At 71.1% G+C, this 24,226-nt stretch carries 21 protein-coding genes and 1 pseudogene; 14 read left to right on the top strand and 8 right to left on the bottom strand.

Translation table 11 applies throughout. The features are described from left to right. Positions 1 to 4: 4 nt before the first annotated feature. From F8566_RS04200 to F8566_RS04180, 5 genes are all read left to right on the top strand, one after another. Positions 5 to 193, top strand: coding sequence for a hypothetical protein (locus F8566_RS04200; protein WP_151558210.1), 189 nt, complete (start codon positions 5 to 7; stop codon positions 191 to 193). A 51-nt stretch (positions 194 to 244) separates the two neighbouring features. Beyond that, positions 245 to 2,443 (top strand): acyl-CoA dehydrogenase, encoded by a 2,199-nt coding sequence (locus F8566_RS04195; RefSeq protein WP_151558208.1) that lies wholly within the window; start codon positions 245 to 247, stop codon positions 2,441 to 2,443. 109 nt (positions 2,444 to 2,552) lie between these two features. Then, the gene (locus F8566_RS04190) at positions 2,553 to 3,233 is read left to right on the top strand and encodes a DUF998 domain-containing protein (protein WP_151558207.1); all 681 of its coding nucleotides are present in this window, start codon (positions 2,553 to 2,555) and stop codon (positions 3,231 to 3,233) included. Positions 3,234 to 3,257: 24 nt separating this feature from the next. Next, positions 3,258 to 3,620: a YciI family protein gene (locus F8566_RS04185; RefSeq protein ID WP_151558205.1), complete on the top strand. Its 363-nt coding sequence runs from the start codon at positions 3,258 to 3,260 to the stop codon at positions 3,618 to 3,620. A 33-nt stretch (positions 3,621 to 3,653) separates the two neighbouring features. Next, positions 3,654 to 4,955 carry an RNA polymerase sigma factor gene (locus tag F8566_RS04180; protein ID WP_225992862.1) on the top strand — a complete coding sequence of 434 codons (1,302 nt, stop codon included), beginning with the start codon at positions 3,654 to 3,656 and terminating at the stop codon, positions 4,953 to 4,955. On the opposite strand, the gene F8566_RS04175 is transcribed toward F8566_RS04180, so the two are convergent. Further along, a complete protein-coding gene (locus F8566_RS04175) occupies positions 4,903 to 5,694 on the bottom strand; it encodes an alpha/beta fold hydrolase (RefSeq protein WP_151558204.1) in 792 nt (263 codons plus the stop codon). The two genes, F8566_RS04180 and F8566_RS04175, sit on opposite strands and share 53 nt — an antisense overlap. Before the next feature lie 102 nt (positions 5,695 to 5,796). Here F8566_RS04175 and F8566_RS04170 point away from each other — a divergent pair, with 102 nt between their 5' ends. The 5 genes and pseudogenes from F8566_RS04170 to F8566_RS50900 form a co-directional block, all read left to right on the top strand. Beyond that, complete coding sequence (locus F8566_RS04170) at positions 5,797 to 7,512, top strand: hypothetical protein (RefSeq protein WP_192809509.1); 1,716 nt, start codon at positions 5,797 to 5,799, stop codon at positions 7,510 to 7,512. Further along, on the top strand, positions 7,512 to 7,643 hold the full coding sequence (locus F8566_RS52175; protein ID WP_264159285.1) for a hypothetical protein: 132 nt from the start codon (positions 7,512 to 7,514) through the stop codon (positions 7,641 to 7,643). Before F8566_RS04170 ends, F8566_RS52175 begins: the two co-directional genes overlap by 1 nt. A 31-nt stretch (positions 7,644 to 7,674) precedes the next feature. Further along, positions 7,675 to 8,502 (top strand): glycosyltransferase, encoded by an 828-nt coding sequence (locus F8566_RS04165; RefSeq protein ID WP_151558202.1) that lies wholly within the window; start codon positions 7,675 to 7,677, stop codon positions 8,500 to 8,502. Further along, entirely contained in the window at positions 8,499 to 9,848 is a 1,350-nt protein-coding gene (locus F8566_RS04160) for a glycosyltransferase family 4 protein (protein ID WP_151558200.1), read from the top strand. Before F8566_RS04165 ends, F8566_RS04160 begins: the two co-directional genes overlap by 4 nt. Before the next feature lie 57 nt (positions 9,849 to 9,905). After that, positions 9,906 to 11,960: pseudogene (locus F8566_RS50900) on the top strand (alpha-(1->3)-arabinofuranosyltransferase domain-containing protein); the annotation flags it as partial. A gap of 2,169 nt (positions 11,961 to 14,129) precedes the next feature. Here F8566_RS50900 and F8566_RS04150 read toward each other — a convergent pair. The 3 genes from F8566_RS04150 to F8566_RS04140 are packed head-to-tail and all read right to left on the bottom strand — an operon-like array spanning position 14,130 to position 17,745. Further along, a complete protein-coding gene (locus F8566_RS04150) occupies positions 14,130 to 15,410 on the bottom strand; it encodes an acyltransferase family protein (RefSeq protein WP_225992861.1) in 1,281 nt (426 codons plus the stop codon). After that, the gene (locus F8566_RS04145; RefSeq protein WP_151558196.1) at positions 15,407 to 16,243 is read right to left on the bottom strand and encodes a glycosyltransferase; all 837 of its coding nucleotides are present in this window, start codon (positions 16,241 to 16,243) and stop codon (positions 15,407 to 15,409) included. The genes F8566_RS04150 and F8566_RS04145 overlap by 4 nt, the downstream gene beginning before the upstream one ends. Before the next feature lie 5 nt (positions 16,244 to 16,248). Further along, entirely contained in the window at positions 16,249 to 17,745 is a 1,497-nt protein-coding gene (locus F8566_RS04140) for an MFS transporter (protein ID WP_225992860.1), read from the bottom strand. Positions 17,746 to 17,891: 146 nt separating this feature from the next. Between F8566_RS04140 and F8566_RS04135 the strand changes: the two genes are divergently transcribed. Both F8566_RS04135 and F8566_RS04130 read left to right on the top strand, forming a co-directional pair. Further along, complete coding sequence (locus F8566_RS04135; protein WP_151558194.1) at positions 17,892 to 18,953, top strand: DUF3068 domain-containing protein; 1,062 nt, start codon at positions 17,892 to 17,894, stop codon at positions 18,951 to 18,953. A gap of 145 nt (positions 18,954 to 19,098) precedes the next feature. Next, on the top strand, positions 19,099 to 20,208 hold the full coding sequence (locus F8566_RS04130; RefSeq protein ID WP_151558192.1) for an NAD(P)H-dependent flavin oxidoreductase: 1,110 nt from the start codon (positions 19,099 to 19,101) through the stop codon (positions 20,206 to 20,208). A gap of 42 nt (positions 20,209 to 20,250) precedes the next feature. On the opposite strand, the gene F8566_RS04125 is transcribed toward F8566_RS04130, so the two are convergent. After that, on the bottom strand, positions 20,251 to 20,661 hold the full coding sequence (locus tag F8566_RS04125) for a VOC family protein (RefSeq protein WP_151558190.1): 411 nt from the start codon (positions 20,659 to 20,661) through the stop codon (positions 20,251 to 20,253). A gap of 39 nt (positions 20,662 to 20,700) precedes the next feature. Further along, positions 20,701 to 20,967 (bottom strand): AraC family transcriptional regulator, encoded by a 267-nt coding sequence (locus tag F8566_RS04120; RefSeq protein ID WP_151558188.1) that lies wholly within the window; start codon positions 20,965 to 20,967, stop codon positions 20,701 to 20,703. 206 nt (positions 20,968 to 21,173) lie between these two features. On the opposite strand from F8566_RS04120, the gene F8566_RS04115 reads away from it, so the two are divergent. After that, the gene (locus F8566_RS04115) at positions 21,174 to 21,764 is read left to right on the top strand and encodes a Uma2 family endonuclease (protein ID WP_151558186.1); all 591 of its coding nucleotides are present in this window, start codon (positions 21,174 to 21,176) and stop codon (positions 21,762 to 21,764) included. Here the strand turns inward: F8566_RS04115 and F8566_RS04110 are convergent. Beyond that, entirely contained in the window at positions 21,736 to 22,932 is a 1,197-nt protein-coding gene (locus tag F8566_RS04110) for an MFS transporter (RefSeq protein ID WP_151558184.1), read from the bottom strand. The two genes, F8566_RS04115 and F8566_RS04110, sit on opposite strands and share 29 nt — an antisense overlap. Before the next feature lie 194 nt (positions 22,933 to 23,126). Beyond that, positions 23,127 to 23,564: a hypothetical protein gene (locus F8566_RS04105; RefSeq protein ID WP_151558182.1), complete on the bottom strand. Its 438-nt coding sequence runs from the start codon at positions 23,562 to 23,564 to the stop codon at positions 23,127 to 23,129. A 526-nt stretch (positions 23,565 to 24,090) separates the two neighbouring features. On the opposite strand from F8566_RS04105, the gene F8566_RS52170 reads away from it, so the two are divergent. After that, on the top strand, positions 24,091 to 24,222 hold the full coding sequence (locus tag F8566_RS52170; RefSeq protein ID WP_264159284.1) for a hypothetical protein: 132 nt from the start codon (positions 24,091 to 24,093) through the stop codon (positions 24,220 to 24,222). Positions 24,223 to 24,226 lie beyond the last annotated feature (4 nt).

The raw sequence follows: 24,226 nt of genomic DNA, 5'->3' as shown, positions 1-24,226 counted from the left end.
CCCTGTGGCGGAAAACGATCAGAACCCTGACGACGACGCTCCCACCGGCCCGCTGCCGATCATCGAGGCGGGCGGGACGGTGGAGCGCGGCGCGTCCGAGGCCGTCCGGCGGCAGGATCTGATCACCGCCGCGGTCATGGGGGCGTTCATCATCATGCTCGTGGGAATGCTGGTCGCCACACTCTGGCCCTGACCGAATCACGTTCTAATAAGCTATGGCTCACCCTGAGGAGAGGTGCGAGTCATGGCGATCGGCTTGACCGAGGAACACGAGGCGCTGGCGGCGTCCGTACGAGGGTTCGCGGAACGGCACATCACCGCGCAGGCCGTACGCGCCGCGGTCGGCGCCGCCGATCGGGGGGAGCCGCCCGTTCGCCCGGAGTTCTGGAGCGCGCTCGCGGGCCAGGGGCTGCTCGGGCTGCACCTTCCCGAGGAGTACGGCGGGCAGGGCTTCGGCCTCCTCGACCAGGCCGTGGCCCTCGAAGAGCTGGGCCGGTCACTCGCGCCCGGCTCGTACACGCCCACCGTCTTGGCCGCCGCGCTCATCGAGGCGGGCGGCTCGGACAAGCTCAAGAGCGAGCTGCTGCCCGGGCTCGCCGACGGCTCCCGCACCGCCGCCGTAGGTCTCGCCGACGGCGCCAACGCCCTGGTGGTCCAGGACGGGCGGATCTCCGGCACCGTCCAGCCGGTGCTCGGCGCCCAGTTCGCCGATCTCTTCGTGCTCCCGGTCGAGGATGGCCGGTGGATGGTCCTCGACACCACGAACACCGCCATCGCGGTCGAGCCCCTCGAAGCGCTCGATCTCACCCGCCCGGCCGGCGCGGTGACCGTCACCGACGTGCCCGCCGCCGAACGGCTCCTGACCGAGGTGGACGCCCGTCACCTCGCTGTGGTCGTCCTCGGCGCCGAGGCGTGCGGCGTCGCGGCCCGCTCCCTGGACGACGCCGTCGCGTACGCCAAATTGCGGGAGCAGTTCGGCCGTCCGATCGGGCAGTTCCAAGGCGTCAAGCACAAGTGCGGCCGCATGCTCATCGCCCTCGAACGGGCCCGCGCCGCCGTCTGGGACGCCGCGCGTTCGCTCACCGAGCCGGACGAGCGCCAGCGCGCGTACGCCGTGGCCGTGGCCGCCGCCCTCGCCGCCGACGCGGCCGTCGAATGCGCCGAGGGCAATATCCAGGTGCACGGCGGCATCGGCTACACGTTCGAGCACGACGCCCATCTCCTCTACCGCCGTGCGCTGACACTGCGAGCCCTGCTCGGCCGCACGTCCGCCGCGCACGCGCAGGTGGCGGCGCTCGCCATCGAGGGCGTCCGGCGTCCCATGGACATCGAGCTGGCCGGAGCCGGCGCCGAGTCGCTGCGGGAGGAGATCCGCGCCGAGGTCGCCGCCCTGGCCGCCATGGACATGCCTGCCCAGCGCGCGGCGATGGCGGCAGGCGGATGGGTGACGCCGCACTTGCCCAAGCCATGGGGCAGAGCGGCCGGGCCGCTGGAGCAGATCGTGATCCAGCAGGAGCTCAAGGCCGCCGGGGTACGGCCCGTACCGCTCATGATCGCCGCCTGGGTGGTGCCCTCACTCGTCCAGTACGGGACCGCCGAGCAGCAGGAACGTTTCCTGCCGCCGACGCTGCGCGGTGAGATCGTGTGGTGCCAGCTGTTCAGTGAGCCGGGTGCCGGGTCCGACCTGGCAGGGCTGACCACCCGGGCCGAACGGGTCGAAGGAGGCTGGCAGATCACCGGCCAGAAGATCTGGACGTCGCTCGCCCGCGACGCCCAGTGGGGGATCTGCATCGCCCGTACCGACCCCGACCGGCGCAAGCACGACGGCATCACCTACTTCCTGGTGAACATGACGTCGCCGGGCATCGACATCCGCCCACTCCGCGAGTGCACGGGCGACGCGGTCTTCAACGAGGTCTTCCTGGACGGCGTCTTCGTGCCGGACGAGCTCGTGGTCGGCCCGGTCAACGAGGGCTGGCGGGTCGCCCGCAACACGCTGGCGAACGAGCGGGTCGGCCTGACCAGCTCGTTCCAGCTCGGCGGCGACGTGCCCAAGCTGGTCGAGCTCGCCACCGAGCTGGGCCTTGCCGGCGACCCGCTCGTCCGCGACAATCTCGGCCGGCTTGCCTGTGACGAGCACGCGTTCGCGCTGCTGGGGCTGCGCGCCACCCTCAAGCAGCTGTCGGGCACCGACCCGGGCGCGACGGCGAACGTGCGCAAGCTGGTCGCGATGGAGCACGGGCAGCAGGTCACCGAGTACGGCTTCGGCCTGCTGGGTCCGGAAGGGGCGTTGACCGGCGACTGGCGGTCCGGCCTCCGCCGCAGGTGGACCCGCTACCTGCTCGCCTCCCGCGCGATGACGATCGGCGGCGGCACGACAGAGGTCAATCTGAACGTGATCGGCGAACGCATCCTCGGCCTGCCCCGCGACCCCGAGGCCTAGCCGGACCACCCGGCGGAAGGCCCGCCGAAAAAATCTTGAAGTCGTGTGTCGAATCCGTCGTTCCCCGTTCGAGGCCTAGAAAAGAACCTCGAAAGCAAGGGAACGAACGATGGCCACGATCACCGCGAACACCACTGGCAAGAAGACCGTCACCGCCCCGGCCGCCCGTGTCACCAGGACCCTCTTGGCGGCGGGCGCCGTCGCCGGTCCTCTCTACGTCCTGGTGTCGGTGGCGCAGGGCCTGACGCGTGACGGATTCGACTTCACCCGCCACGCGTGGAGCCTGCTCGCCAACGGCGAGCTCGGCTGGATCCAGATCACCAACCTCGTGGTGGCGGGCCTGCTCACCATGGCCCTGGCCGCCGCCCTGCGCCGCCTGCCGGATCTCGGCGGGTGGGCGCCGCGCCTGATCGGGGTGTACGGCGCGAGCCTGATCGCCGCCGGGGCCTTCCGCGCCGATCCCGCCTTGGGTTTTCCGGCCGGCACGCCGGACGACGCCACGACGGTCAGCTGGCATGGCATGCTCCACTTCGCCGCGGGCGGGATCGGATTCGCCTGCCTGATCGCGGCGTCCTTCGTGCTCGGCCGGCACTTCGCGGCCGCGGGCCGCCGCGGGTGGGCGGCGTTCTCTCGTACGACCGGCGCGCTGTTCCTGGCAGGCTTCGTCGCCATGTCCGCGGGCGCCGGGAACACCGTCGGCAATCTGGCCTTCACGGCCGCGATCCTGTTGGTCTGGGCCTGGCTCAGCGCCCTCTCCGTCCACCTCCGCAAGCATGTTCCGAACGCCTGACAACCCTCAGAAGGAGAAAAACCGATGCGATTCCTGGCCACCTTGAGAGACAGCCGCCCCGGGACCCCGCCGCCGCCCGAACTGATGGAGGCGATCATGAAGCTCGGCGAGGAGGCCACCAAGGCGGGTGTGCTCCTTGACCAGGGCGGGCTGGCGCCGAGCGCGCTGGGCGCCCGGATCGAGGTGGCGGCGGGCACGATGAACGTGACCGACGGGCCGTTCGCCGAGTCCAAGGAAATGATCAGCTACGCGATCTACCAGGTGCGGTCGAAGGAGGAGGCCGTCGAGTGGTGCTCGCGCTTCATGCAGCTCCACCGGGACCTGTGGACAGGCTGGGAGGGCGAGAGCGAGGTGCTCCAGATCTTCGGCCCGGAGGACTTCCAGTGAGCCTCCGGCCCTGAGGTGGTTGAATCGGTGGCCGTGGCGGCCACCGATTCTTCCCATCCGGCCATCGAGGCGATCTGGCGGATCGAGTCGGCCCGTGTCATCGCCGGGATCACTCGCATGGTCGGCGATGTCGGTCTCGCCGAGGAGCTGGCCCAGGACGCGTTCGTCATCGCGCTCGAACAGTGGCCGGACAGGGGCGTTCCGCCCAATCCCGGCGGCTGGCTGATGTCGACCGCCAAGCACCGGGCCATCGATCTCGTGCGGCGGCGCGCCACCTACGAGCAGAAGCTCCAGCAACTGGGACGCCGGCTACCGGCCCACCATGAGCCCGATCTGGACGAGGCGCTCGACGACCACATCGGCGACGACCTGCTCCAGCTGATCTTCATGGCCTGCCACCCGGTGCTGTCCGCCGAGGCCCGGGCCGCTCTCACCCTCCGGCTGCTCTGCGGTCTCACCACCGACGAGATCGCGCGGGGTTTCCTCACCGCCGAGCCGACCATCGGGCAGCGGATCTTCCGCGCCAAGCGCACGCTCGCCACCAAGGGCGTGCGCTTCGAGATGCCCGCGCCGGAAGACCTCCCGGCCCGGCTCTCCTCCGTTCTGGAGATCATCTACCTGGTCTTCAACGAGGGGTACTCGGCGACGGCGGGCGACGACTGGACGCGCCCGGCGCTGTGCGAGGAGGCGCTCCGCCTGGGCCGGATCCTCGCCGGCCTCATGCCCGCCGAGCCCGAGGTGCACGGGCTGGTGGCCCTGATGGAGCTCCAGGCCTCCCGTCTCCCGGCCCGCACCGGGCCCGCGGGCGAGCCCGTGCTCCTGCTCGACCAGGAACGCGCCCGCTGGGATCGCCTCCTGATCCGCCGCGGCCTGGAAGCCCTCGAACGAGCGGAGGCCCAGGAGGGCCCGATCGGCCCGTACACCCTCCAGGCCGCGATCGCCGCCTGCCACGCCCGCGCGACGGCCCCGGAGGAGACCGACTGGGAGCGGATCGCGGCTCTGTACACGGTCCTCGCGCACGTCATGCCCTCGCCCGTCGTCGACCTCAACCGCGCGATCGCCGTCGGCATGGCGGACGGCCCGGCGAAGGGGCTGGAGATCCTCGACACGCTCACGCTCGACGGCTACGCCCAGCTTCCCGCGGCCCGCGGTGACCTTCTCGCCAGGCTGGGCCGTACCGATGAGGCCCGCGCGGAGTTCGAACGTGCCGTGGCCATGACCCGCAACGAACGCGAACGTGCCATCTTCGAACGCCGTGCGGCCGGGCTCAGTACGGCCGAGATCAGTGCAGAGCCTCCCGCAGCGCCTGGGCGAACGCCTCCGGATCCGCGGTGAAGCTGCCGTGATCTCCAGGGAAGTCCATGAGGGGCGTGCCGAGCTCCGCGGCCGCCGCGGCAGCGGCCCGATGGGCGGTCTCTCCCTTGGATTCGATGCCGCCGGCCACGACGACCTTCGCCGGTCCTGCCCGCAGGGCGGCGACGTCGGGAACGAACCCCCGTAGCGCCGGATAGATCCGCCCGTAGAAGACGTCGATGTCCTTCTCCATCATCAGCATCCACGGCTGCGGCTCGCCCCCTTCCTCCTCGGCGAAGCCCGCCCCCACCATGAACGCCTGCATGGCGGCGATCGCGCCCTTCTCCCGGTGGACGGCCATCACCCGCTCGCCCTCGGCCCGGTACTCCTCCCGTTCGGGCAGCAGTTCGACGACCGGCGGCTCATGGGCCACGAGGGTGCGCACCGCCTCCGGGTGCCGCGCGGCCAGGCTGAGCCCGTTGATCGCGCCGTTGCTCGTGCCGAAGACGTACGCCGGCCCGTCCGACACTTCCGCGATGAGGAGCCGGACGTCGTCCGCCAGCATCTCCGGCGGCATCGGCCCGGGCTCGTCGACCGTGCTCCGCGCCAGCCCGCGCGGGTCGTACGTCACGACCGTGTACTCCTCGGACAGCCGGGGCACCACGGCCTCGAAGGCGCTCGCGCCCATGAAGGCCGCCGGGATGAGCACCAGCACGGGCCCCGATCCCTGAACCTCGTAATGCAGTGTCGCGCCCGGAACCCGCAGCCTGTTTTCAGGCATGCCAAACCCCTTTCGCTCGCCTCATCCACATAGACCCCCGGCGACGCCAAAAGTCATCGCGCAGTCGGGGCCCTGCGGCTGATCCGGTAGCGTCCAAGCGCGATGATGGGGCGCGCGCGGCATGGGGTGGCCGCATTCACCGGCCTGGTGCTGGGACTGCTGGCGATCGGGCCGGGTCTGGCGCCCGGCTTCGTGTTGTCGTTCGACATGGTCTTCGTGCCGGATCCCGCGTTCTCCAGGATGACCTTCGGGTTGACCGGGACGGTGCCCAGGCATGTGCCGAGCGACGCCTTCGTCACGGCGCTGGCCACGGTGCTGCCGGCGGACGCCGTGCAGAAACTGGTGCTTCTCGCGATCTTCGTGATGGCCTGCACGGCGGCGGCGTCGCTAGTGCCCTCGGAGCGGCTCGCGCCCAGGCTGGCGGCGGGCGTCCTCTATGCCTGGAACCCCTTCGTCGCCGAGCGGCTGCTGCTGGGTCACTGGGCCTTCCTGCTGGGGTACGCGGCGTTGCCCTGGGTGGTGGGCGCCGCGGCCCGGGCGGGTGAGGCGGGCGGCGGCCGGCGGCTCGTGCGGGCGCTGATACCGGCGGCCATCGGCGGGTTCGCGGCCATCGCGATCTCGGCGCTCACCGCTCTCGCCATCGCGGCGGCGGGCAGGGAGCGGGGGCGGTCGCTCGGCCGGACGGCCGTGGCGCTCGTCGTGCTGAGCCTGCCGTGGCTGGTGACCGGGTGGCTGCGCCCCGCGGGCATGCCCGGCGACACGGTGGGCGTGGAGGCCTTCGCGGCGCGGGCCGATACGCCGTTCGGCGCGCTCGGGAGCCTCTTCCTGCTGGGCGGCGCATGGAACCGCGAGACGGTGCCGGCGGGCTACGGGGCACCGGTCACCGCGTTCGCCTGGCTGCTCGTCGTTGTGGCCGCCGTCGTCGCGTACGGGTGGTGGTGCCGGACGGCATGGGCCCGGGGTGTGGCGCTGGCTGCGGGGGCAGGTTTCGTGCTGGCCGCCCTGGGAGCGGTCGTGCCGTGGTTGCTGCGCTGGGCGATCGGGCTCTGGCCAGGCTTCGCGGTGTTGCGGGACGGTCAGCAGTACGTGGCGCCGCTGGCCGTGCTGGTGGCTGTGGGCTTGGGCGTCCTGGTCGAGCGGGTCATGAGGGTGGACACCGCCCGGACGGACACCGCAGGGGCGGCCTTGGCGATCTTCGCGATCCTCGCGCCCGTCGTTCTGCTGCCCTCGCTGGCGTGGGGTGCGGCGGGCCGCCTCAAGGCCGTGGACTACCCGGCGGCGTGGGCCGCCGGACGGAAGATCATCGAGGCCGACACCGTGCCCGGTGACGTGCTGGTGCTGCCGTGGGCGACGTACCGCTCGTACTCCTGGAACGGCGGGCGGACGAGCCTGGACGCCCTGCCGCGTTACCTCGGCCGCCGGGTGATCGTCAGTGATGCCGTCATGATCGGCTCGCTGACGATCCGGGCGGAGGACCCGAGGGCGCGGCGGCTGGACGAGGTGGTACGGGCCGGTGGGCCGCTGACGGAAGGGCTGCGCGCGGCGGGCATCCGGTACGTGGCGCTGGACGCGGAGACGTCGGCGGCGAATCCGGCCCGGGGAAGGCTCGCGGGGGCGGATCCCGTGCTGGACCAGCCGGACCTGGTTCTTTACCGGATCGAGGCTCCGGTGAAGGCCGAGGACGGCGGCGCTCCGGTGTGGTCCGCGGTGCTGGCGTGGTCAATCGTGATGGGGGTGATTCTCTGGTCATTTTTCGTACCAGCCAGTACGCTAAGCGCCTACTTCCCCCGCCGCCCCCGACGTAGAAGGACCCCCTGATGCGAATTGCGATCGCCGCAGTGGTCGGCGTCGTGCTGGCCGCCCTTGCGTCGGTATTCGTCGTGCAGGTGTCGAACGCCTCGCAGAGCGACCCCGTCATCAAGCCGCTCTACAACTACGGCTCGCGCTGAGCGACGCCCTCTGGGCGTCACCGAAGGTCTCATGGACGTAGCCGAGTCCTCCCTCCTGGAGATCGTGGTCCCCGCGTACAACGAGGCGGCCCGGCTCCCGGACGGCCTGGCGCGGCTCAGCGCCGCGCTGGACGCCCTTCCCTTTCCCACCGGCGTGATCGTGGTGGACAACGCCAGTGACGACGGCACCCCCGACATCGTCCGGAGCTGGACCGGCCCTGTGCCGGTGCGGCTGATCGGATGCGCGCGACGCGGCAAAGGCGCGGCGGTACGGGAGGGGCTGCTCGCCACCCGGGCGCCGTACGTGGGATTCTGCGACGCCGACATGGCGACCGGGCTGGCGGCGTTGAAGACCGCGGTCGGCCTGCTGCACGCGGGCCGTCCCGTCGTCGTCGGCTCCCGCCGCCATCCGCAGTCCCGCGTCGAGGACTACAGCCACCCGCTGCGCAAGTTCGGTGCCGTCACGTTCAACCTGCTGATCCGCGACCTCGCGGGCGGGGTGACCGACACCCAGTGCGGCTTCAAGTTCTTCGCCGGGCCGCTGGCCAGGGCCGCCGCGGCCGAGCTGCGCACCACGGGGTTCGCCTTCGACGTCGAGCTGCTCATGCACTGCGCCCGGCGCGGCGCCTCGATCACCGATCTGCCGGTCGAGTGGCGGGACGTGCCGGGCACCACCTTCTCGGTCCGCCGGCACTCCTTCTCCTGCCTCCGCGACCTGGCCCGGATCCGCTTCAACGCCGCGCGCGTGCTCTCCCGGCCCGGGGCGACGGCCGAGCGGCCGGTCACCTCCGCGCTTCCCGCGCTGCCTGTGGCGCCCGCGTTCCCCGTGACCGAGACCAGCCGTTCCGGGCCGGGATGACCGGCGGCGTCGCGGGCCGCCGGCTGGCGATCGTCAACTGGCGGGATCCCTGGCACCCCTTGGCGGGGGGTGCCGAACGGTATGCCTGGGAGCTGGCTCGGCGCCTCGCGGCCCAGGGCGCCCGGGTGACGTACGTGACGTGCCGCGCGCCGGGGCAGGCACGCCGGGAGCGGGTCGAGGGCGTGGACTTCGTCCGCACGGGAGGCCGGTTCACGGTCTACCCGCTGGTGTTGCTCTGGCTGCTGCTCCGGCGGCGCCGGTTCGACGCGGTGATCGACTGCCAGAACGGCATCCCGTTCTTCACCCCCTGGGTGTTGCCGCGCCGGGTGCCGGTCTTCTGCTCGATCTTCCATGTGCACGACGAGCAGTTCGGCCTCTACTTTCCCGCCTGGCTCGCCTGGATCGGCTGCATGCTCGAAGGCCCGGTCGCGCGCTGGACCTATCGCCGGCACGCGTGCACGGCCATCTCCCTCACCACGCTGGCCGCGCTCCGGGAGCGGCTGGCCTGGACGGGCCCGGTCTACCTGGTGCCGGTCGGGGTCACCATCCCCGGTCAAGTAGTTCAGGCAGAGCCGGTCGGCGACCCTGAGCTGGTGTGCGTGACCCGGCTGGTGCCGCACAAGCGGGTCGACCGGGTGCTCGATCTCGCTGAACGCCTCCTTCCGCAACGGCCTGGCCTGCGGATCGGCATCGTCGGGCGCGGGCCCGAGCACGACCGGCTCGCCGCGGAGATCGCAACCCGCGGTCTCGACGGGACCGTCGTCCTGCACGGCTTCGTGTCCGAGGAGGAGAAGGCGGCCCTGGTCGGCCGGGCCGACCTGCATCTGAGCGCCTCGCAGGGCGAGGGCTGGGGCCTGTGCGTCGCCGAGGCCGCCGCGCTGGGCGTTCCGACCGTCGCCTACGACGTCGACGGCCTGCGCGACGCCATCCGCGACGGGGTGACCGGCTGGCTGGTCCCCGATGAGGAGGAGCTGGCCGGCGCGGTCGAACGGGCGCTCAAGGAGCTGGACGACCCGGAACGCCGGGCGCGGGTCGCCGCCGACTGCCGCGCCTGGGCCGCGGAGTTCGACTGGGCGCGCACGACCGACCGGATGGGGGAGTTGATAGCGGCGGCGGTCCGCGCGGGCACCAGTGCCACCGAGGACCCCGACGCACATGTCGTACGCGAGTACGGTGACGAGCACCCCCGTGTCGTCGAGGGTCCGGTCAGGGACGAGCTGCTCCGCGAGCACGGCGACGTGCTCCAGGTGCGGATCGCCACCCCGGCGGAGCGGCTGCTCGGCCGCGCCGACGACGGTGTACGCGCCGACGGCGGTGCCCGCGCCGATGAGGGTTCGGCCCGCTGAACCGCGCCCGATCCGTACGCGGTCTGGGGTCCAGCTCAGGGAGGAGGGGCGAGCGGCATGGCTAGCGGCACCGGAGCGTGGGCCGACCGGCTGGCGCGCCGCCTCTCCGACGCCGACCGTGAGCTCGCGCAGCGGCCCGAGCCCGATGAGGGCGGCGTCGACGAACGGCTGCGCGAACGGTTCCGGAGCGCGGTCTGCTGCCTGGCCCTGATCGTCCTGGTGACCTCCACCCGCCCGGGCCGGATCCTCGCCGACACCAAGATCGACATGGCGGTCAACCCGCTCGGCTTCCTCGGCCGGGCGCTGCACCTGTGGGATCCCGCGCAGTTCGGCCAGCTCCAGAACCAGGCGGCCGGCTACTTCTTCCCCATGGGCCCGTTCTACGCCCTCGGCGACCTGATCGGGCTGCCCGCGTGGATCACGCAGCGGTTGTGGTTGTCGCTGCTGCTCTGCGCGGCCTTCCTGGGCGCCAGGCGGCTGGCCGAACGGTTCGGGATCGGCGGCCCGATCAGCAGGCTTGTGGGCGCGATGGCGTACGCGCTGGGGCCGCACGGGCTTTCGGCGCTCGGCCAGAACTCCTGGGAGTACCTCCCGCTCGCGATGTTGCCGTGGATCGTCCTCCCGTTGACGTCGGCCGGCCCAGGACGCGGCGCACGCATCCGGGCCGCCGCCCGTTCGGGCGTCGCCGTGGCGCTGTGCGGCGGGATCAACGGCACCGCGACGGTCGCCGTGCTCGCCGTCCCCGCGATCTACCTCCTCACCCGCCCTCGCGGCACGCCGGGACGGTTGCGGCTGTTCGCCTGGTGGAACGTCGCCGTCGCGTTCGCGACCGCCTGGTGGCTCGCCCCACTGGTGCTCACCGGGCGGTACGGATTCTCCTGGCTCGGCTACACCGAGAAGGCCGACACCACGACCGGTCCGACCGGGCTGATCGATGTCCTGCGGGGCGCCGAACGCTGGATCAACTATCTGGACGCCGGGTCGCTCCCGGTCGGTTTCCAGCTGTCCACCGGCACGCTCCTGATCATCGTGACCGCGGTGCTGGCCGCGCTCGGGCTGGCCGGGCTGGCCCGGCGCGACCTGCCCGAACGCACGTTCCTGCTGCTCGTCCTGCTCGCCGGGGTCGCGATCATCGCCGCCGGGCACGCGAGCCGGATCGAGGGGCCGCTGGCGGCGCCGATGCGCGACCTGCTCGACGGGCCGTTGGCGCCGCTGCGCAACCTCTACAAGTTCGACGGCCTGGTGCGGCTGCCGCTCGCGCTCGGGCTCGCTCACCTGCCGAGGACGCTGCGGCGGCCGCGGGCGCGGCTGAGCCTCTTCGCGGTCTCGGGTGCCACGCTGGCGGCGGTGTCGTTCCCCGCGCTCATCAATGGCCTGGCCGGACCAGGTGACTTCCCGGCCGTCCCGCAGTACTGGCAGCAGGCCGCCAACTGGCTGAACGGCCGGGCCGGGCAGCAGGCCGTGCTCGCGGTGCCGGGCGCCCGCTTCGGCGAGTACACCTGGGGCCGTCCGATGGACGACATCGTCCAGCCGTTGCTCAGCACCCGCTGGGGTGCGCGGCAGCTCGTCCCGCAGGGCTCCCCGGGCTACGCGCGGCTGATGGACGCCATCGACCAGCGAGTCGCGGCCGGGCGCGGCTCCGCGGGGCTGACCGAGGTGCTGGCCCGCATGGGCGTGCGCTACCTGCTCGTCCGCAACGATCTCGCCCGGTCGGACCTGCGCGGTGCCTGGCCCGCCCGGGTCCACGAGGCCCTGGAGACCTCGCCCGGCATCAAGCGCGTGGCGTCGTTCGGCGATCAGCCGGTCGGCGGATGGGGCGACGACGAGGCGGTCGGCTCGTTCGACCAGCGGTACCCGCCGGTCGAGATCTACGAGGTGGGCGACGCCGACGACGTCGTCAGCATGCTCGACGCGAGCCAGGCAGTACGGATGTACGGGGCCCCCGAGGGCTTGCTCTCACTCGCCGACAACGGCGCGCTCAAGGGCCGCCCGGTGCTGCTCGACGACGACGATCCGGCGGCTCCGGCGCAACGTGTCGTGTCGGACGCCCTGCGCTGGCGAGACCGCAACCTCGGGGAGATCCGCAGCCAGATCTCCCCGACGAAGACGGCCGACGGCGTCCGGTCGGACACGCGCGGGCAGGGCGCGGATCCGGAGGAACCCGAGTGGCTGCGCTACCGCACGACCGCGGTGTTCGAGGGGATCAAGAACGTCACGGCCTCATCGTCGGCCGCCGATCCGGGCGCGCTCACCGGGTTCGACGATCCGGGCGCCCTGCCGTCGGCCGCCCTCGACAACGACCCGCGCACCCACTGGACGACGGGCGGCTGGAACGGGCCCCTGCAGCAGTGGCTGCGCGTGGACTTCCAGGAGCCCCGGGACCCCGGCCAGGGCGTCGACGCGTCCTTCGTGCGAAACGACTTCCTCGGGCCGCCGCCGGCCCGCGTCGCGGTGGACACCCAGGCCGGCACGGTCGAGCAGGATGTGCAGCCCACGGCCGAGGCGCAGCGGCTGCGCGCCCCGGCGGGCCAGACGAGCTGGCTACGGATCCGGATCGTGAAGCTCGCGCGGGAGCCGGTGTCGCCCGCCGCCGCACGCGTGGCCGTCTCCGAGCTCACGATCCCGGGCGTGCGGCCGGCCCGTCACCTCCGCATGCCCGCGGCGCCGGGCGTGCAGGCCCAGACACCCGGCCAGGCGCCCGCCCAGCTGATGGCGCGGTCCGTGCCGCCGCGGTCAGAGTGCATGCGCGGCTCGTCCCGCTGGGTCTGCTCGCCGGACCTCGGCAAGGACGACGAAGAGGGCAACACGTTCAGCAGGGTCTTCCCGTCGCCGGCCGAGGCGACCGCCAGGATCAGCGGGAACGCGGTGCTGATGGATCCGACGCTGATCGACCGGCTGACCCGGTTCGGTTCCAAGGTCACCGTGAGCGCGAGCTCGACATGGACCCGGGAGCCGGCGGGCCTGCCGCGGTCGGCGTTCGACGGCAATCCGGCGACGACCTGGCTGGCCGCCGGCGACGACCGCGCGCCCACCCTCAAGATCGGCTGGGGCCGGGCGGGACGGCTCAGCGAGGTGACGGTCGCCCGGCCGGCCGGGGCGCGGGCGGCGCTGCGCGTCACCGTGACCGGGGCGCGGGGCGAGGTCCGGGAGGGCCTGGTCGACAAGAACGGGCGGCTGCGCTTCAACCTGATCTGGACCGACCGGATCACGCTCAGATTCACGTCCGCGCAGGTGCCTCTCCAGATCAGCGACGTCACCGTGCCAGGCGTGCAGCCACTGACGGCCTCCGGGTTCAAGCCGTTCACCACACCGTGCGGGTACGGGCCCACCGTGCAGGTCAACGGCACCGCCAGCCGGACCAGGCTCGCCGGGACCGTGGACGACGTGCTCGGCGGGCGGCTCATGCGGTTCCAGACCTGCGAGCCGGTACGGATCGCGGCGGGCGACAACCGGATCGGCGCCGGGGGCACGGCCTACCGGGTGGACTCGATGGTCGTCGACCCGGGCGGGAGGCTTGCCGCAGCCAAGCCCCAGGCGAGCCAGCCCGTGCAGGTCCGCGGGTGGGACAAGGGCTCCCGCGCGGTCGAGATCGACACCCAGGGACGTTCGTACCTGGTCGTGAACGAGAACTTCAACGTCGGCTGGAAGGCCGAGGTCGGCGGCCGGGAGCTGCGGCCCGTCCGCCTGGACGGCTGGCGGCAGGCCTGGGAGGTGCCCGCGGGCACGGCAGGCGTGGTCAAGCTGACCTACCAGCCCGACGGCCTCTACCGCATCGCGCTCTTCGCCGGTCTGAACCTCCTCATCGTGCTCTTCCTCGTGGCCTTCTGGCGGCGCCAGGCGCCTGTCAAGGCGGCGGCCCCCGCGCTCGCCCGGGCACCGGGCCGCGTGGCGGGCCTTGCGGCGCTCGGGCTCGCCGCAGGGCTCGGCTTCTGGCTGGCAGGCTTCCTGGGGCTGGCGCTGACCGTGGTCGTGGCGGTGGTGACACAGTGGGCGCAGCGCCACACCTCCGCTCCCGCCCGCCGACTGCGTTCGTCCTGGCTGGTCGCGGTGCCGATGGTGGCCGGAGGCGGGTGCATCGCCGCCGGCACGTGGCTGGCACGCCGGGGTACGGAGGGCACCGTGCCCGACGTCCTCCGGGACGCCGCCCCGCAGGTCTTCGGGCTCCTGGTGGTGGGTTACCTGGCGGCCATGCTCGCGGCCTCACGCGAGCCCGACATCTGGCTCCCCGGCGGCGGGGAGCTCCGCTGGGTCCCGATCACGCCAGCAGAGGAGAGCAGACCGTCACCCCGGGACACCGTCCCCGACGGGCTGCCGGCGAACGGACGTCCGCCGGCGCGTCCCCAGCCGCCGGACGGGACTTTCGATCAAGTAGTAGCTCAGGGTCGACACCCCGACGGTGAGTAGCGTGCAGACCGGGAAGTCCACGAGCAGGTTGCCGGTGAACGGCGGGTGGTTCGTGATGTCGAACCAGACGTAGATGACCACGAACTGCCACAGGAAGACGCTGTAGGAGATCTTGCCGAGGAACGCCATCACGCGGTTGCCCAGGATCTGGCGGGTCGCCGGGTGGTCCGCCGGAGCCAGCGCCACCGGGGCGATCAGGAACGCGGCGACGAGGCCGTACAGCACGATGTGCAGCTCGGTCGTCCAGGCGCTCGCGGCGATGAACCGGGACACACCGGTGAGCGGCGTCGAGGAGACGCAGTAGAGCAGCGCGGCGGTGATCCAGCACATGCCCCACGAGGCCGCGACCGTACGGCAGAACCTGCCCACCGGCCGATCGCCTTCGCCCGCCGGGCTCTGGTCGCTTTCGGCGTGGGCCCAGACCGACACCACGGCCAAGGCCATCCCGATGGCGAACCAGATCAGGTAGCGCGGCAGCCAGTTGCCGTAGAACCCCTCGTTCGAGGTGTACGAGACCCCGAGCGCATAGACCATCGAGATCAACGAATAGCCGCCCAGTCCGTACAGCAGCCGCCGGGCGCGCGCGCCGACGTCCTCCCCGGCTCGTTTCGCCCACAGCCGCAGGAGGAACGCGAGGAAAGGCAGCGCCACATAGAACGCGGCCTCAACCGTCAGGCTCCAGATCTGGCCCATCCCATTGGGCCCGAGGTAGTTGTTCCACCAGGGGTGGGGGTCGTAGCTGTAGGTGAGAGTGGCGAGCGAGAGCCAGGTCCAGATGTCCGTGAGGTGGTCCTCGGCGTACATCACCATCGTCACCACGACCAGCGCCCAGTAGGCGGGCAGCAGCCGCAGCGCGCGCTTCCAGAGATAGCCTCCGGTCCCGGGAGCGGGCCGCAGCCCGAGCGCCGCCGCGGCCCAGGGCCGGTAGAGCAGCAGTCCGGACAGCGTGAAGAAGATCGGCACCCCGATCTCACCCCGGGACAGCAGCGAGGGCAGGGCGCCCTGGCGGGTGAGATAACCCGTGCTCGCCGCCACATGGAAGAGCAGCACCATGAGCGCCGCCACGGCGCGGAGACCGTCGAGCGCGGCGTGGTGCCCGGAGATCGTGGGAAGCCGATCGTCCCGGGCGGCCTGGGGTCGTGAGGCTGCGAGTGTCACGGTGGCCGAAGATTATCCGAGGACGCCGGGTTTTCTGGAGGCACTGGCGTGTCCGGGGCGCTGGGACGGCGGGAGCCACGGAGCAGGCCCAGGGCCTCGGAGATCTTGAGGGCGACCAGTCCTGCCACAAGGTGGGGCGAGCCCTGCCGCAGGAGCGCGCGCACAGAGCGAGGGCGGTTGAACGACCGAGCGTGCGGGCGGGACCGGTAGGCGGGGAGCCAGCGGCCGTAATAGCGGCGCTTGCGGTAGGCGGAACGGAGCGTGATCCGGCCCTCGTCGTGTCGGACGACCGCCGTCACCCGGCCGATGCGCAGGCCGGTCGCGGCCACCCGGTCGGCCAGGTCCCAGTCCTCGAAGGCGCTCAGCCCCTCGTCGTACCCGCCGGTCTCCTCCAGCGCCGAACGGCGGAACACGCGGGCCGCCTCCACCGTCTCGTCGCCGAGGTAGGACCGCTTCTCGACGGCCCGGCAGCGGGCCAGGAACCCTTCGCCGAACGAGAGTTCCGGGATGACGAGTCCGCCGACATCGGGTTCGGTGGCGAAGATCTTGACCGCCTGCTCGACGACCTCGGGCTCCAGGACCATGTCGGAGTCGACGAAGGCGATGATCTCGCCGCCGCCGGTCCGCCAGCCGTGGTTGCGCTGGGCGCTGCGTTCGGGCCCGTGGCCGGCCACCACGTCCGCGTGCGCCGCCGCGATCTCGGGTGTCGTGTCGGTGGAGGCGTTGTCGACCACCACCAGCTCCACCGCGTGGGTCTGCGCCCGGACGGAGGCCAGGCACCGCTCCAGGGTGCGGGCGGAGTTCCGGGTCGGGACCACGACGGTCACCCGCATCGGCGTCAGCGCGGCCTCCCATCCAGTCGGCGTGGAGTCTCGACGGTGTCGATGAAGGGTAGTTCGCCTGGTTCGTCCGATGCGATACGTCTCGGTAGCAAACCGGAGAGTGCGGCTGCGAGCAGCAACGCGAAGCAGCTGAACGCCAGGGCCCGCGGCGTCCCGTCCGGTGTGACGGTGGAGGGGGCCTTGGCCGCGCCGAAGAATAGCAGCCCGGCGGCGGCGACGCCGAGGACGCCGCCGAGCTGGGTGATCGAGTTGAAGACGCCCGAGGCGGCCCCGGCGCTGTGGTGCGGCACATCGCTGATCACCGCGTTCGCCAGGATCGGCAGCGCGAAGCCCATGCCGAGACCGGCCACGAAGAGCCACGGGACCAGCGGCCAGTGGGTGAGATCGCGGCCCTCCATCAACGTGAGGACGCTGAGACCGGCCAGGCCGAAGGCCATGATCAAGGTGCCGGCGGCGACCAGGCGGCGGGCGTGGCGGTGGCCGTGCCGGTGCGTGAACTGGGCGGTGCACGCGACCCCCGCGGGCCAGGCCAGGCCGGTCAGGGCGACCCGCATCGGCGACCAGCCGAGGCCGAACTGCAGCCCCCACGTGAGCGTGATGAAGCACGCGGCGACGCCGGAGAAGAGGGCCAGCGTGAGGATCAGCCCGGCGGTGAAGGAACGCTGGGCGAACAGCTGCGAGGGGACGAGGGGGCTCGCGCTCCTCCGCTCGTACGCCGCGAACAACAGCAGGACCGGCAGGGTGCAGACCAGGAGTGCCACGGACCACCAGGGCCAGCCGTACTCCCGTCCCTGCACGAGAGGGAACATCAGCAGCAGCGACGCCACGCTGATCAGCACGACTCCGACCGGGTCGAGCCGTGGCGGCGGCTTGGCGCGGGAGTCGTCCATCCAGCGCGCCGCCCCGGCCAGCGCCACCAGGCCCACCGGGATGTTGACGTAGAAGATCGCCCGCCAGCCCAGCGCGCCGAAGAGACCGTGCTGGGTCAGCAGCCCTCCCAGAATCGGGCCGCTGACCTGGGCGACGCCGAGCAACCCCCCGTACAGGCTGAACGCCAGCGTGCGCTCACGCCCGGGCGCGAACTGCACGGTGATCACGGACAGAGCCTGCGGCACCATGATCCCGGCGAACGCGCCCTGCGCGGCACGGGCACCGATCAGCATGCCGGGGGAGACCGCCGCCCCCGCCACCACCGAAGCGATCGTGAACCCGGCGATCCCGGCGAGGAAGACCCGCCGCCTCCCGAAGATGTCGCCGAGGCGTCCACCCGTGATGAGCAGGAGCGCGTAGCCGAGGGCGTACACCGCGGCCATCCACTGCCCGGCCGCGGTGCCGGCGTGCAGGTCTCGCTGGATCGCCGGCAGCGCCACGTTCACGATCGTCACGTCCACCAGGTCCATGAACGTGGCCAGCAGCACCGCGCCGAGCGCCAGCCAGCGCCGGTCCGGCAGCGCAGGGCGACGGCGGTCCGGGATGCGGATACCGGTGTTCACGGGGGCCGCCTTCAGCGGGAATGGCTTGGAAATGGCTTATTGGACGGGCGGTTTGGGTGGTCCTGTAGGGTAACGCGCACACGCCGGGGTCGGCCCCTCGAGATCGTGAAATGACGTTGTCGTGAGACGCCCGCGGGAGGTTGGACATGCGCCGGAAGTTCGGCCTGGTCCTGGTCGTTTTCGGGGCGTTCTTCCTCACGCTGGCGCCGCTGGTGCGGTTCTACGTCGCCGACCAGCTGGTGCGCGCGCCGCTCAACCGCTACCAGCGCACCACGCTCGAAGCGCCGAACGCCACCTACTTCGACACGGCGACGCTCAAGATGCGCAGGGGCGTCACGCTCGTCGCCGAGAACACCGTGCGCGGCGACGTCCGGGCCAACAACGGTGACGGCGACATCGCGGTCTGGGACTCGTCGACCAACATCTACGACAAGGCCGTCCCGGACAAGATGATCGAGGTCCAGGGCTACCGGATCGCCTTCGACCGGCGTTCGTCGGAGCTGGTCAACTGCTGCGGCACCAATATCGGCGGCGACACCAAGGTGCAGATGAGCGGCTACGGGTTGCTCTTCCCGGTGGCGAACGTGGAGAAGCGCGAGTATCCGTTCTTCGACATGACCACCCGCCGCACGGTCCCGATGCGCTTCGAGGCCGAGGAGAAGGTTCAGGGAATCGCCGCCTACAGGTTCACCCGGCAGGTCCCGGTCACTCTGACCCAGAAGGTCAACTTCAAGATGCCGGGCGACTGGCTCGGGCTGGGCAAGAGGAGCCCCGCCCAGAAGGTCGACCGCTACTTCCAGTCGACCATCACGCAGTGGATAGACCCGCGTACCGGCGTCCCGGTCAAGGTCCGGCAGGCGATCCACAGCTTCGTGCAGACGCCGGACGGCCGGGGGCGGATGACGGTCGCGTCGGCCGACCTCCGGACCACCGAGCAGGGCGAGAAGAGCCTGGTGGCCCAGGCCGACAAGGCCGCCCTCATAATCGCCGCCGTCCGGGTCTACGTGCCGGCCGGCTCGCTCGTCCTGGGCCTGATCATGCTGCTCCTCGGCGCCATCGCCGGGAGGATCGCCGACAGGAAGGCCGCGCGGCCGCCGACGAAGCCGGTCCGGCGGGCGGACGGCAAGTTCGGCGAGGCCCAGCCCGCCGGCGCCGCGCCCCTGCAGGCCGAGGAGAGGCCCGCACCCCCGCCGATCAGGCGCCCCTGACCTCCGCTTTCCCCGCACCCCGTAGCTTCGGCCGCGGGGTGCTGGTACGTGTTCTAACTACAGAGACCAGCGACACTCGCAGGCAGCGAAATCCACAAAGTAGAACCTGTTGCAGTTTCCTGATCGGGGCCCTATCGTTCGGGGTGTGCGGACACGAGTCACCGAACTATTCGGCATCGAGTACCCGATCTTCGCGTTCAGTCACTGCCGCGACGTCGTCGCGGCGGTGAGCCGCGCCGGCGGCATGGGCGTGCTTGGCGCGCTGTACTTCACCCCCGAGGAGCTCGAGCTCGAGCTCAAATGGATCGACGAGAACGTCGGCGGCAAGCCGTACGGCGTGGACGTGGTGATGCCCGCCAAGTACGAGGGCGCCGACCTCGGCGACGCCGACGAGCTGCTCGGCAAGCTGCAGGGCATGATCCCGAAGGAGCACCGGGAGTTCCTGGAGAACCTCCTCGCCGAGCACGGCGTCGAGCCGTCCACCGAGAAGGCGAACAAGGCGCTGCTCGGCTGGACCGACCAGACCGCCCGCCCGCAGGTCGAGGTCGCCCTCAAGCACCCCATCGCCCTGCTGGCCAACGCCCTGGGCCCGCCCCCGGCCGACGTCGTGGAGCTGGCCCACCAGCACGGCGTCAAGGTCGCCGGCCTGGCCTCGACCGCGCGGCACGCCCGCAAGCAGGTCGCGGTCGGCGTCGACATCATCGTGGCGCAGGGCACCGAGGCGGGCGGCCACACCGGCGAGGTCTCGACCATGGTCCTGATCCCCGAGGTGGTGGACGCGGTCGGCGAGGACACCATCGTCCTGGCCGCCGGCGGCATCGGCCGCGGCCGCCAGCTCGCGGCGGGCATGGCCCTCGGCGCCGACGGCGCCTGGACCGGCTCGATCTGGCTGACGGTCGACGAGGCCGACACCCCTGAACGGGCGATGCCCAAACTGCTCAACGCCACGTCCCGCGACACCGTGCGCTCCCGCGCCTGGACGGGGAAGCCCGCCCGCTTCCTCAAGACCGCGTGGACCGAGGCCTGGGAGAGCGAGAAGTCGCCCGGCTACCTCCCCATGCCCATGCAGTTCATGCTGGTCGCCGACGCCCTGCCCCGCATCGCCCGGTCGGGCGACGGCGAGCTGGTCACGTTCCCGGTCGGCCAGATCGTCGGCTCGATGAACCAGGTCAAGCCCGCCGCCCAGGTCGTCTACGACCTCATCGAGGAGTACGTCGAGGCCATCGAACGCCTCAACACCATCACCGAAGCCTGACAACGGGAACGCTCCGGCCGCCCACCCGGCCGGAGCGTCCCGTCACCGCATCTCGGTGAGGCGGATGCTGTTGCCCGAGGGGTCGCGGAAGGCCGAGTCGATCCCGTACGGCCGTTCGTCAGGCTCCTCGGTGAACTCCACCCCGCGCGCCGACAGCTCCTTGAAGTCCGCACGGCAATCGTCGGTCGAGAGGAACACGGTGCCCGCGAAGCCCTTGGCCACCAGATCCCGCACCTGGTCCGCGGTCGCGGGGTCCATCACCGGCGGTCCCGGCACCGCCATCAGCACGATCGACACCTCCGGCTGGTCGGCCGGCCCCACCCCGAGCCAGCGGAAGCCCATCTCCGGAAGCGTGACGTCGAAGCGCACCTCCATGCCGACCTTCGTGGTGTAGAAGTCGAGCGCCTCGTCCTGGTCGTGCACCCACAGCTGCACGTTGGCGATCCTGATCATTGGTCCTCCCCGCTCCGGTTCGATCAGCACCGACGCTATTCAGCGAGGTCGGGCCGCGTCTTCTCGAAACGTCCGGTTTTGGGGGCGCCCATACGCGCGCAGCATGGCCGCTGCCCGTTCCAGGCGGCGGGTCAGCAGGTAGGCGTGCGGCGTCTCCCCGAACGCCCGCCGGAACTCCGTGCTGAAGTGCGCCCGCGACAGTCCAGCCGCCCGCGCGAGATCCTCCACGGTCAGCGGCTCGAAGAACCGCCTGTCGGCCAGGTCTTTGGCACGCACCAGATGCCGCGCAGGCGGAACAGAGGCCACCGTCCCAGTATGAAGCCGACGGCGTTCGCTTGATTTTTCGATTCCGGTCTTTTAGCGCTTAGTCGAACGGTAGCGTCAATACTCCGTGTGTCTGTTTGATCACTGAGAGGTGTCCTGCGATGTCGGTTGCCGCTGAAAGCGCGTCCCACGACTCCGCTGCCGCGTCGGTTCCCCTTGCTGGAGGGGAAGCGGGAGAGGGGTGTGGCATGGCCGCCAACGCGGAGCATGACCCGAGATGCATCGATGAGCAGGCCCTTCTCGATGGCTTCCTGAAGCTGGGCACGCCGGAGGGTTATCGCGCGGAGTTCATCGAAGGAGAGGTCGTCGTGTCGCCACCCCCCGGGGGAGACCATGAGGGAATCCTGTCGGTCATCACCTGGCAGGTCGCCAGGCGCTCTAGCGGCCGCATGGACTTCTCGGGCAATAAAGGCCTGGAGCTCGTCTGCGGCGACAAGTGCACGAAGAACCACCTCGTTCCCGACGGTGTCTTCGCGCCTCATGATCTCGGGCTGTTCTGGGGCGCTCCCGTCTGGATGCCTTCGGATGGTGTCGCCATGGTGGTCGAGGTGATCTCCGCCAAGCCTGAGATGGACCGCTGGATCAAACGGCACTGCTATGCGAAGGCCGCGATTCCGCTCTATCTGCTGGCAGATCGCATGGAAAAGACCGTGTGTCTGTTCAGCGGGCCTGATCGTGAGGCGGAGGATTACCGCGAGGACATCCGGCTGAGCTTCGGCAAGACGACCGACATCCCGGAGCCCTTTGGCTTCACGCTGGAGACGAGCGAGTTTCAGTAGGTTGACCGTTGCCGCGCAGGGCGATCGTTGCCGCTGCCAGGATAGCGAGCAGCCCGCCCAGCACCATGACGGTCGAGGTGGATGTCGCGTCCACGACCACGCCGCCGAGGAGCGCGCCGAAGGACAGGGTCGCCTGGAACGAGGAGGTGAACACGACCATCGCCGCCTCCTGGGCCTGAGGGGCCGACCTGGTGAACCAGGTCTGCGAACAGACCGGCACCGCCCCGTACGCGAGTCCCCACACCACGAGCAGCCCCAGGCTCCAGGCTCCCGCCAGCGGCAGCAGCAAGGTCGCCGCAGCCAGAGCGCAGGCGCAGCACGCGAACGTGCTGCGGAGGCTTCGCGGGATCGTTGCGCCCGCGACGAAGTTGCCCGCGATGCCCGCCACGCCGTAGGCCAGCAGGAAGGCGCCGACCAGGCCGGCGTCCACGCCTCCGACCTGCTCCAGGAACGGGGTGACGTACGTGTAGGTCCCGAAGTGCGCCGTCACTATGAGAGCGGTTGCTACAAGGCCGATCTGTGCTTGAGGTGCCCGGATCACCTGCCAGAGCACGTTCAACCGGGTCACTTGTGTGACGGGAAGCGGAGGCAGGACGAGGACGAGCGCCGCCAGGATCCCCAGTGTGAGGAGTCCCATCGCCAGGAAGGACGTTCTCCATCCGGCCAGGTGCCCGATGAACGTTCCCGCCGGAACGCCCAGCACCGACCCCAGCGGTACCGCCGCGAAGATGACCGCGGTCGCTCTGGCCACCGACCTCTCGGGGACCAGCCGTCCGGCCAGCCCGGCCCCGATCGACCAGAAGCCGCCGATCGTGAGCCCGACCAGGACCCGCGAGACCAGCATCATCCAGTAGGCCTGCGCGCTCGCCGCGAGGAAGTCCGCGACCGCCAGCACGGCCATGAGCACGCACAACATCGTCCGCCGGTCGATCCGCCCGCTGGCGACGGTCACGGCGGGCGCCGCCACCGCCGCGACGAAGCCCGGGATGGTCATCGTCAGCCCCGCGGTACCGGCTGAGATCCCGAACTCGTCCGCGATCGGCGGGAGCAGGCCGATCGGGAGGATCTCCGTGGTGACGATCGAGAAGATCCCCATCATCACCGCGACGACGCCGAGCCGGCTCTTCCAGGTGGCAGCGGGAGCCGCCGTGCTGATCGTTGTGGTCATGCCACAAGTCGATCAACGAGGCGGGGGCGGAAGCTGGCAGGTTTCCGCCGCCTACGTGGCATTCGAGGGTGACGTCGCTTTCTCGCCGGTCCGGACACACTGAACGGCCCGCGGTGACGGGTGCGCGGGCCGTTCAGAAGGTGGCGCGGCGCGCCTGCTCAGATCAGAGCGGGTGCCGGCAGGCGCGCCGACGTTCAGAAGCGGATCAGCCAGGAGACGACGCGCGCCATCGCGTAGTAGACGACTGCGGCGATGCTCCAGTTGAGGTAGAGCTGGTGCTCGGGGTCGGAGCGGGTGAACGCGTCATGGAACGGCGTCGCGAGCCAGCGTCCGGCGTCGAGGGTCGCGTCCACCAGCGTGTTGCCGGGGTTGGCGTCGCCCCAGGTGAGCAGCATCCCGAGCACGAGGATCAGGGCGGCCGCCCAGCCCGCGGCCATGATCATCATGCTGACCGGATTGGTCCGGCGGCGGGGCCACCGGCGTGGCCCGCGTTTGACGACCACGGTGCGCGTGGGGGCCGCGCCTGCCTCGGCCTCGGCGGTCGTCCGCCGTGGCCACAGCCGCTGTCGCAGGGGCGGGCGCTGCTCGGCGGCGGGCTCTGCCTGCCGCTTGCGTCCTAGGTTCAGTGCCATGATCAGTCGCTCCTCCTGTGACACATGCGTCTGGTGGCATTGCCACAGGAGGGGACAACATTCAGGCCGCCGGGTTTAGGCGGGATCTAATACCGGTTTAGGTTCCTGCTCCGACCACTCGATCTTCACGGCGTGGTGTCGAAGAGCTCGGTCATGAACTCATCGTGCGATGTGGAGCGGCCCCACGCGGCCCGGACCTCGAGTGATCACCAGGACCTGCCGGCGCGGGTACGGACGGCGGCTTCCACGGCGGCGTGGAGCGACGTCGGGTCCCGCCGGGAGATCTCGGCGCCGCGTGGCCCCAGCGCGGTCCACCGGAGGCGCCGGGGTTGCGAGCTGCTGATGGTTGAGCGTCCATGAGTGTCCTTGAGTCTTGTTGTGTGGAGCAGGTCAGAGGGTTGGAGCGTCTGACCTCTGTGTGGTGGTGACCGCGCACGGGACGGTGTGGTGATCGTTGTTTCGGGGTTGGGGTGGATCGTGGTTGCGTTGAGTGATTTCGTCGGTGGTCTCCGTTACGGTCTGTGGAATGTCCACCCCGCTCCCCTCGGCTACGGCGCCCCCGGCCAGCAGGCCGTTGCGGGAGGTCGCGCGGCCGTTCGTCGCTGATGGTCCGTCGGGTGTGTCGATCCGGGACCGGCTCAAGGGCCTGACGCCGTAGGATG

The organism is Actinomadura rudentiformis, assembly GCF_008923185.1.
In the GTDB taxonomy this organism is placed as follows: domain Bacteria; phylum Actinomycetota; class Actinomycetes; order Streptosporangiales; family Streptosporangiaceae; genus Spirillospora; species Spirillospora rudentiformis.
The sequence above is the reverse complement of the archived record's forward strand: the minus strand, read 5'-3'. Positions and strand labels throughout refer to the sequence as shown.

Coding starts and splice junctions, on each gene's coding strand:
- F8566_RS04110 (WP_151558184.1), bottom strand. CDS start 22,932: ATGACCACAACGATCAGCACGGCGGCTCCCGCTGCCACCTGGAAGAGC.
- F8566_RS04170 (WP_192809509.1), top strand. CDS start 5,797: ATGATGGGGCGCGCGCGGCATGGGGTGGCCGCATTCACCGGCCTGGTG.
- F8566_RS04145 (WP_151558196.1), bottom strand. CDS start 16,243: ATGCGGGTGACCGTCGTGGTCCCGACCCGGAACTCCGCCCGCACCCTG.
- F8566_RS04165 (WP_151558202.1), top strand. CDS start 7,675: ATGGACGTAGCCGAGTCCTCCCTCCTGGAGATCGTGGTCCCCGCGTAC.
- F8566_RS04185 (WP_151558205.1), top strand. CDS start 3,258: ATGCGATTCCTGGCCACCTTGAGAGACAGCCGCCCCGGGACCCCGCCG.
- F8566_RS04115 (WP_151558186.1), top strand. CDS start 21,174: ATGGCCGCCAACGCGGAGCATGACCCGAGATGCATCGATGAGCAGGCC.
- F8566_RS04175 (WP_151558204.1), bottom strand. CDS start 5,694: ATGCCTGAAAACAGGCTGCGGGTTCCGGGCGCGACACTGCATTACGAG.
- F8566_RS04190 (WP_151558207.1), top strand. CDS start 2,553: ATGGCCACGATCACCGCGAACACCACTGGCAAGAAGACCGTCACCGCC.
- F8566_RS04195 (WP_151558208.1), top strand. CDS start 245: ATGGCGATCGGCTTGACCGAGGAACACGAGGCGCTGGCGGCGTCCGTA.
- F8566_RS04135 (WP_151558194.1), top strand. CDS start 17,892: ATGCGCCGGAAGTTCGGCCTGGTCCTGGTCGTTTTCGGGGCGTTCTTC.
- F8566_RS52175 (WP_264159285.1), top strand. CDS start 7,512: ATGCGAATTGCGATCGCCGCAGTGGTCGGCGTCGTGCTGGCCGCCCTT.
- F8566_RS04105 (WP_151558182.1), bottom strand. CDS start 23,564: ATGGCACTGAACCTAGGACGCAAGCGGCAGGCAGAGCCCGCCGCCGAG.
- F8566_RS04160 (WP_151558200.1), top strand. CDS start 8,499: ATGACCGGCGGCGTCGCGGGCCGCCGGCTGGCGATCGTCAACTGGCGG.
- F8566_RS04125 (WP_151558190.1), bottom strand. CDS start 20,661: ATGATCAGGATCGCCAACGTGCAGCTGTGGGTGCACGACCAGGACGAG.
- F8566_RS52170 (WP_264159284.1), top strand. CDS start 24,091: ATGTCCACCCCGCTCCCCTCGGCTACGGCGCCCCCGGCCAGCAGGCCG.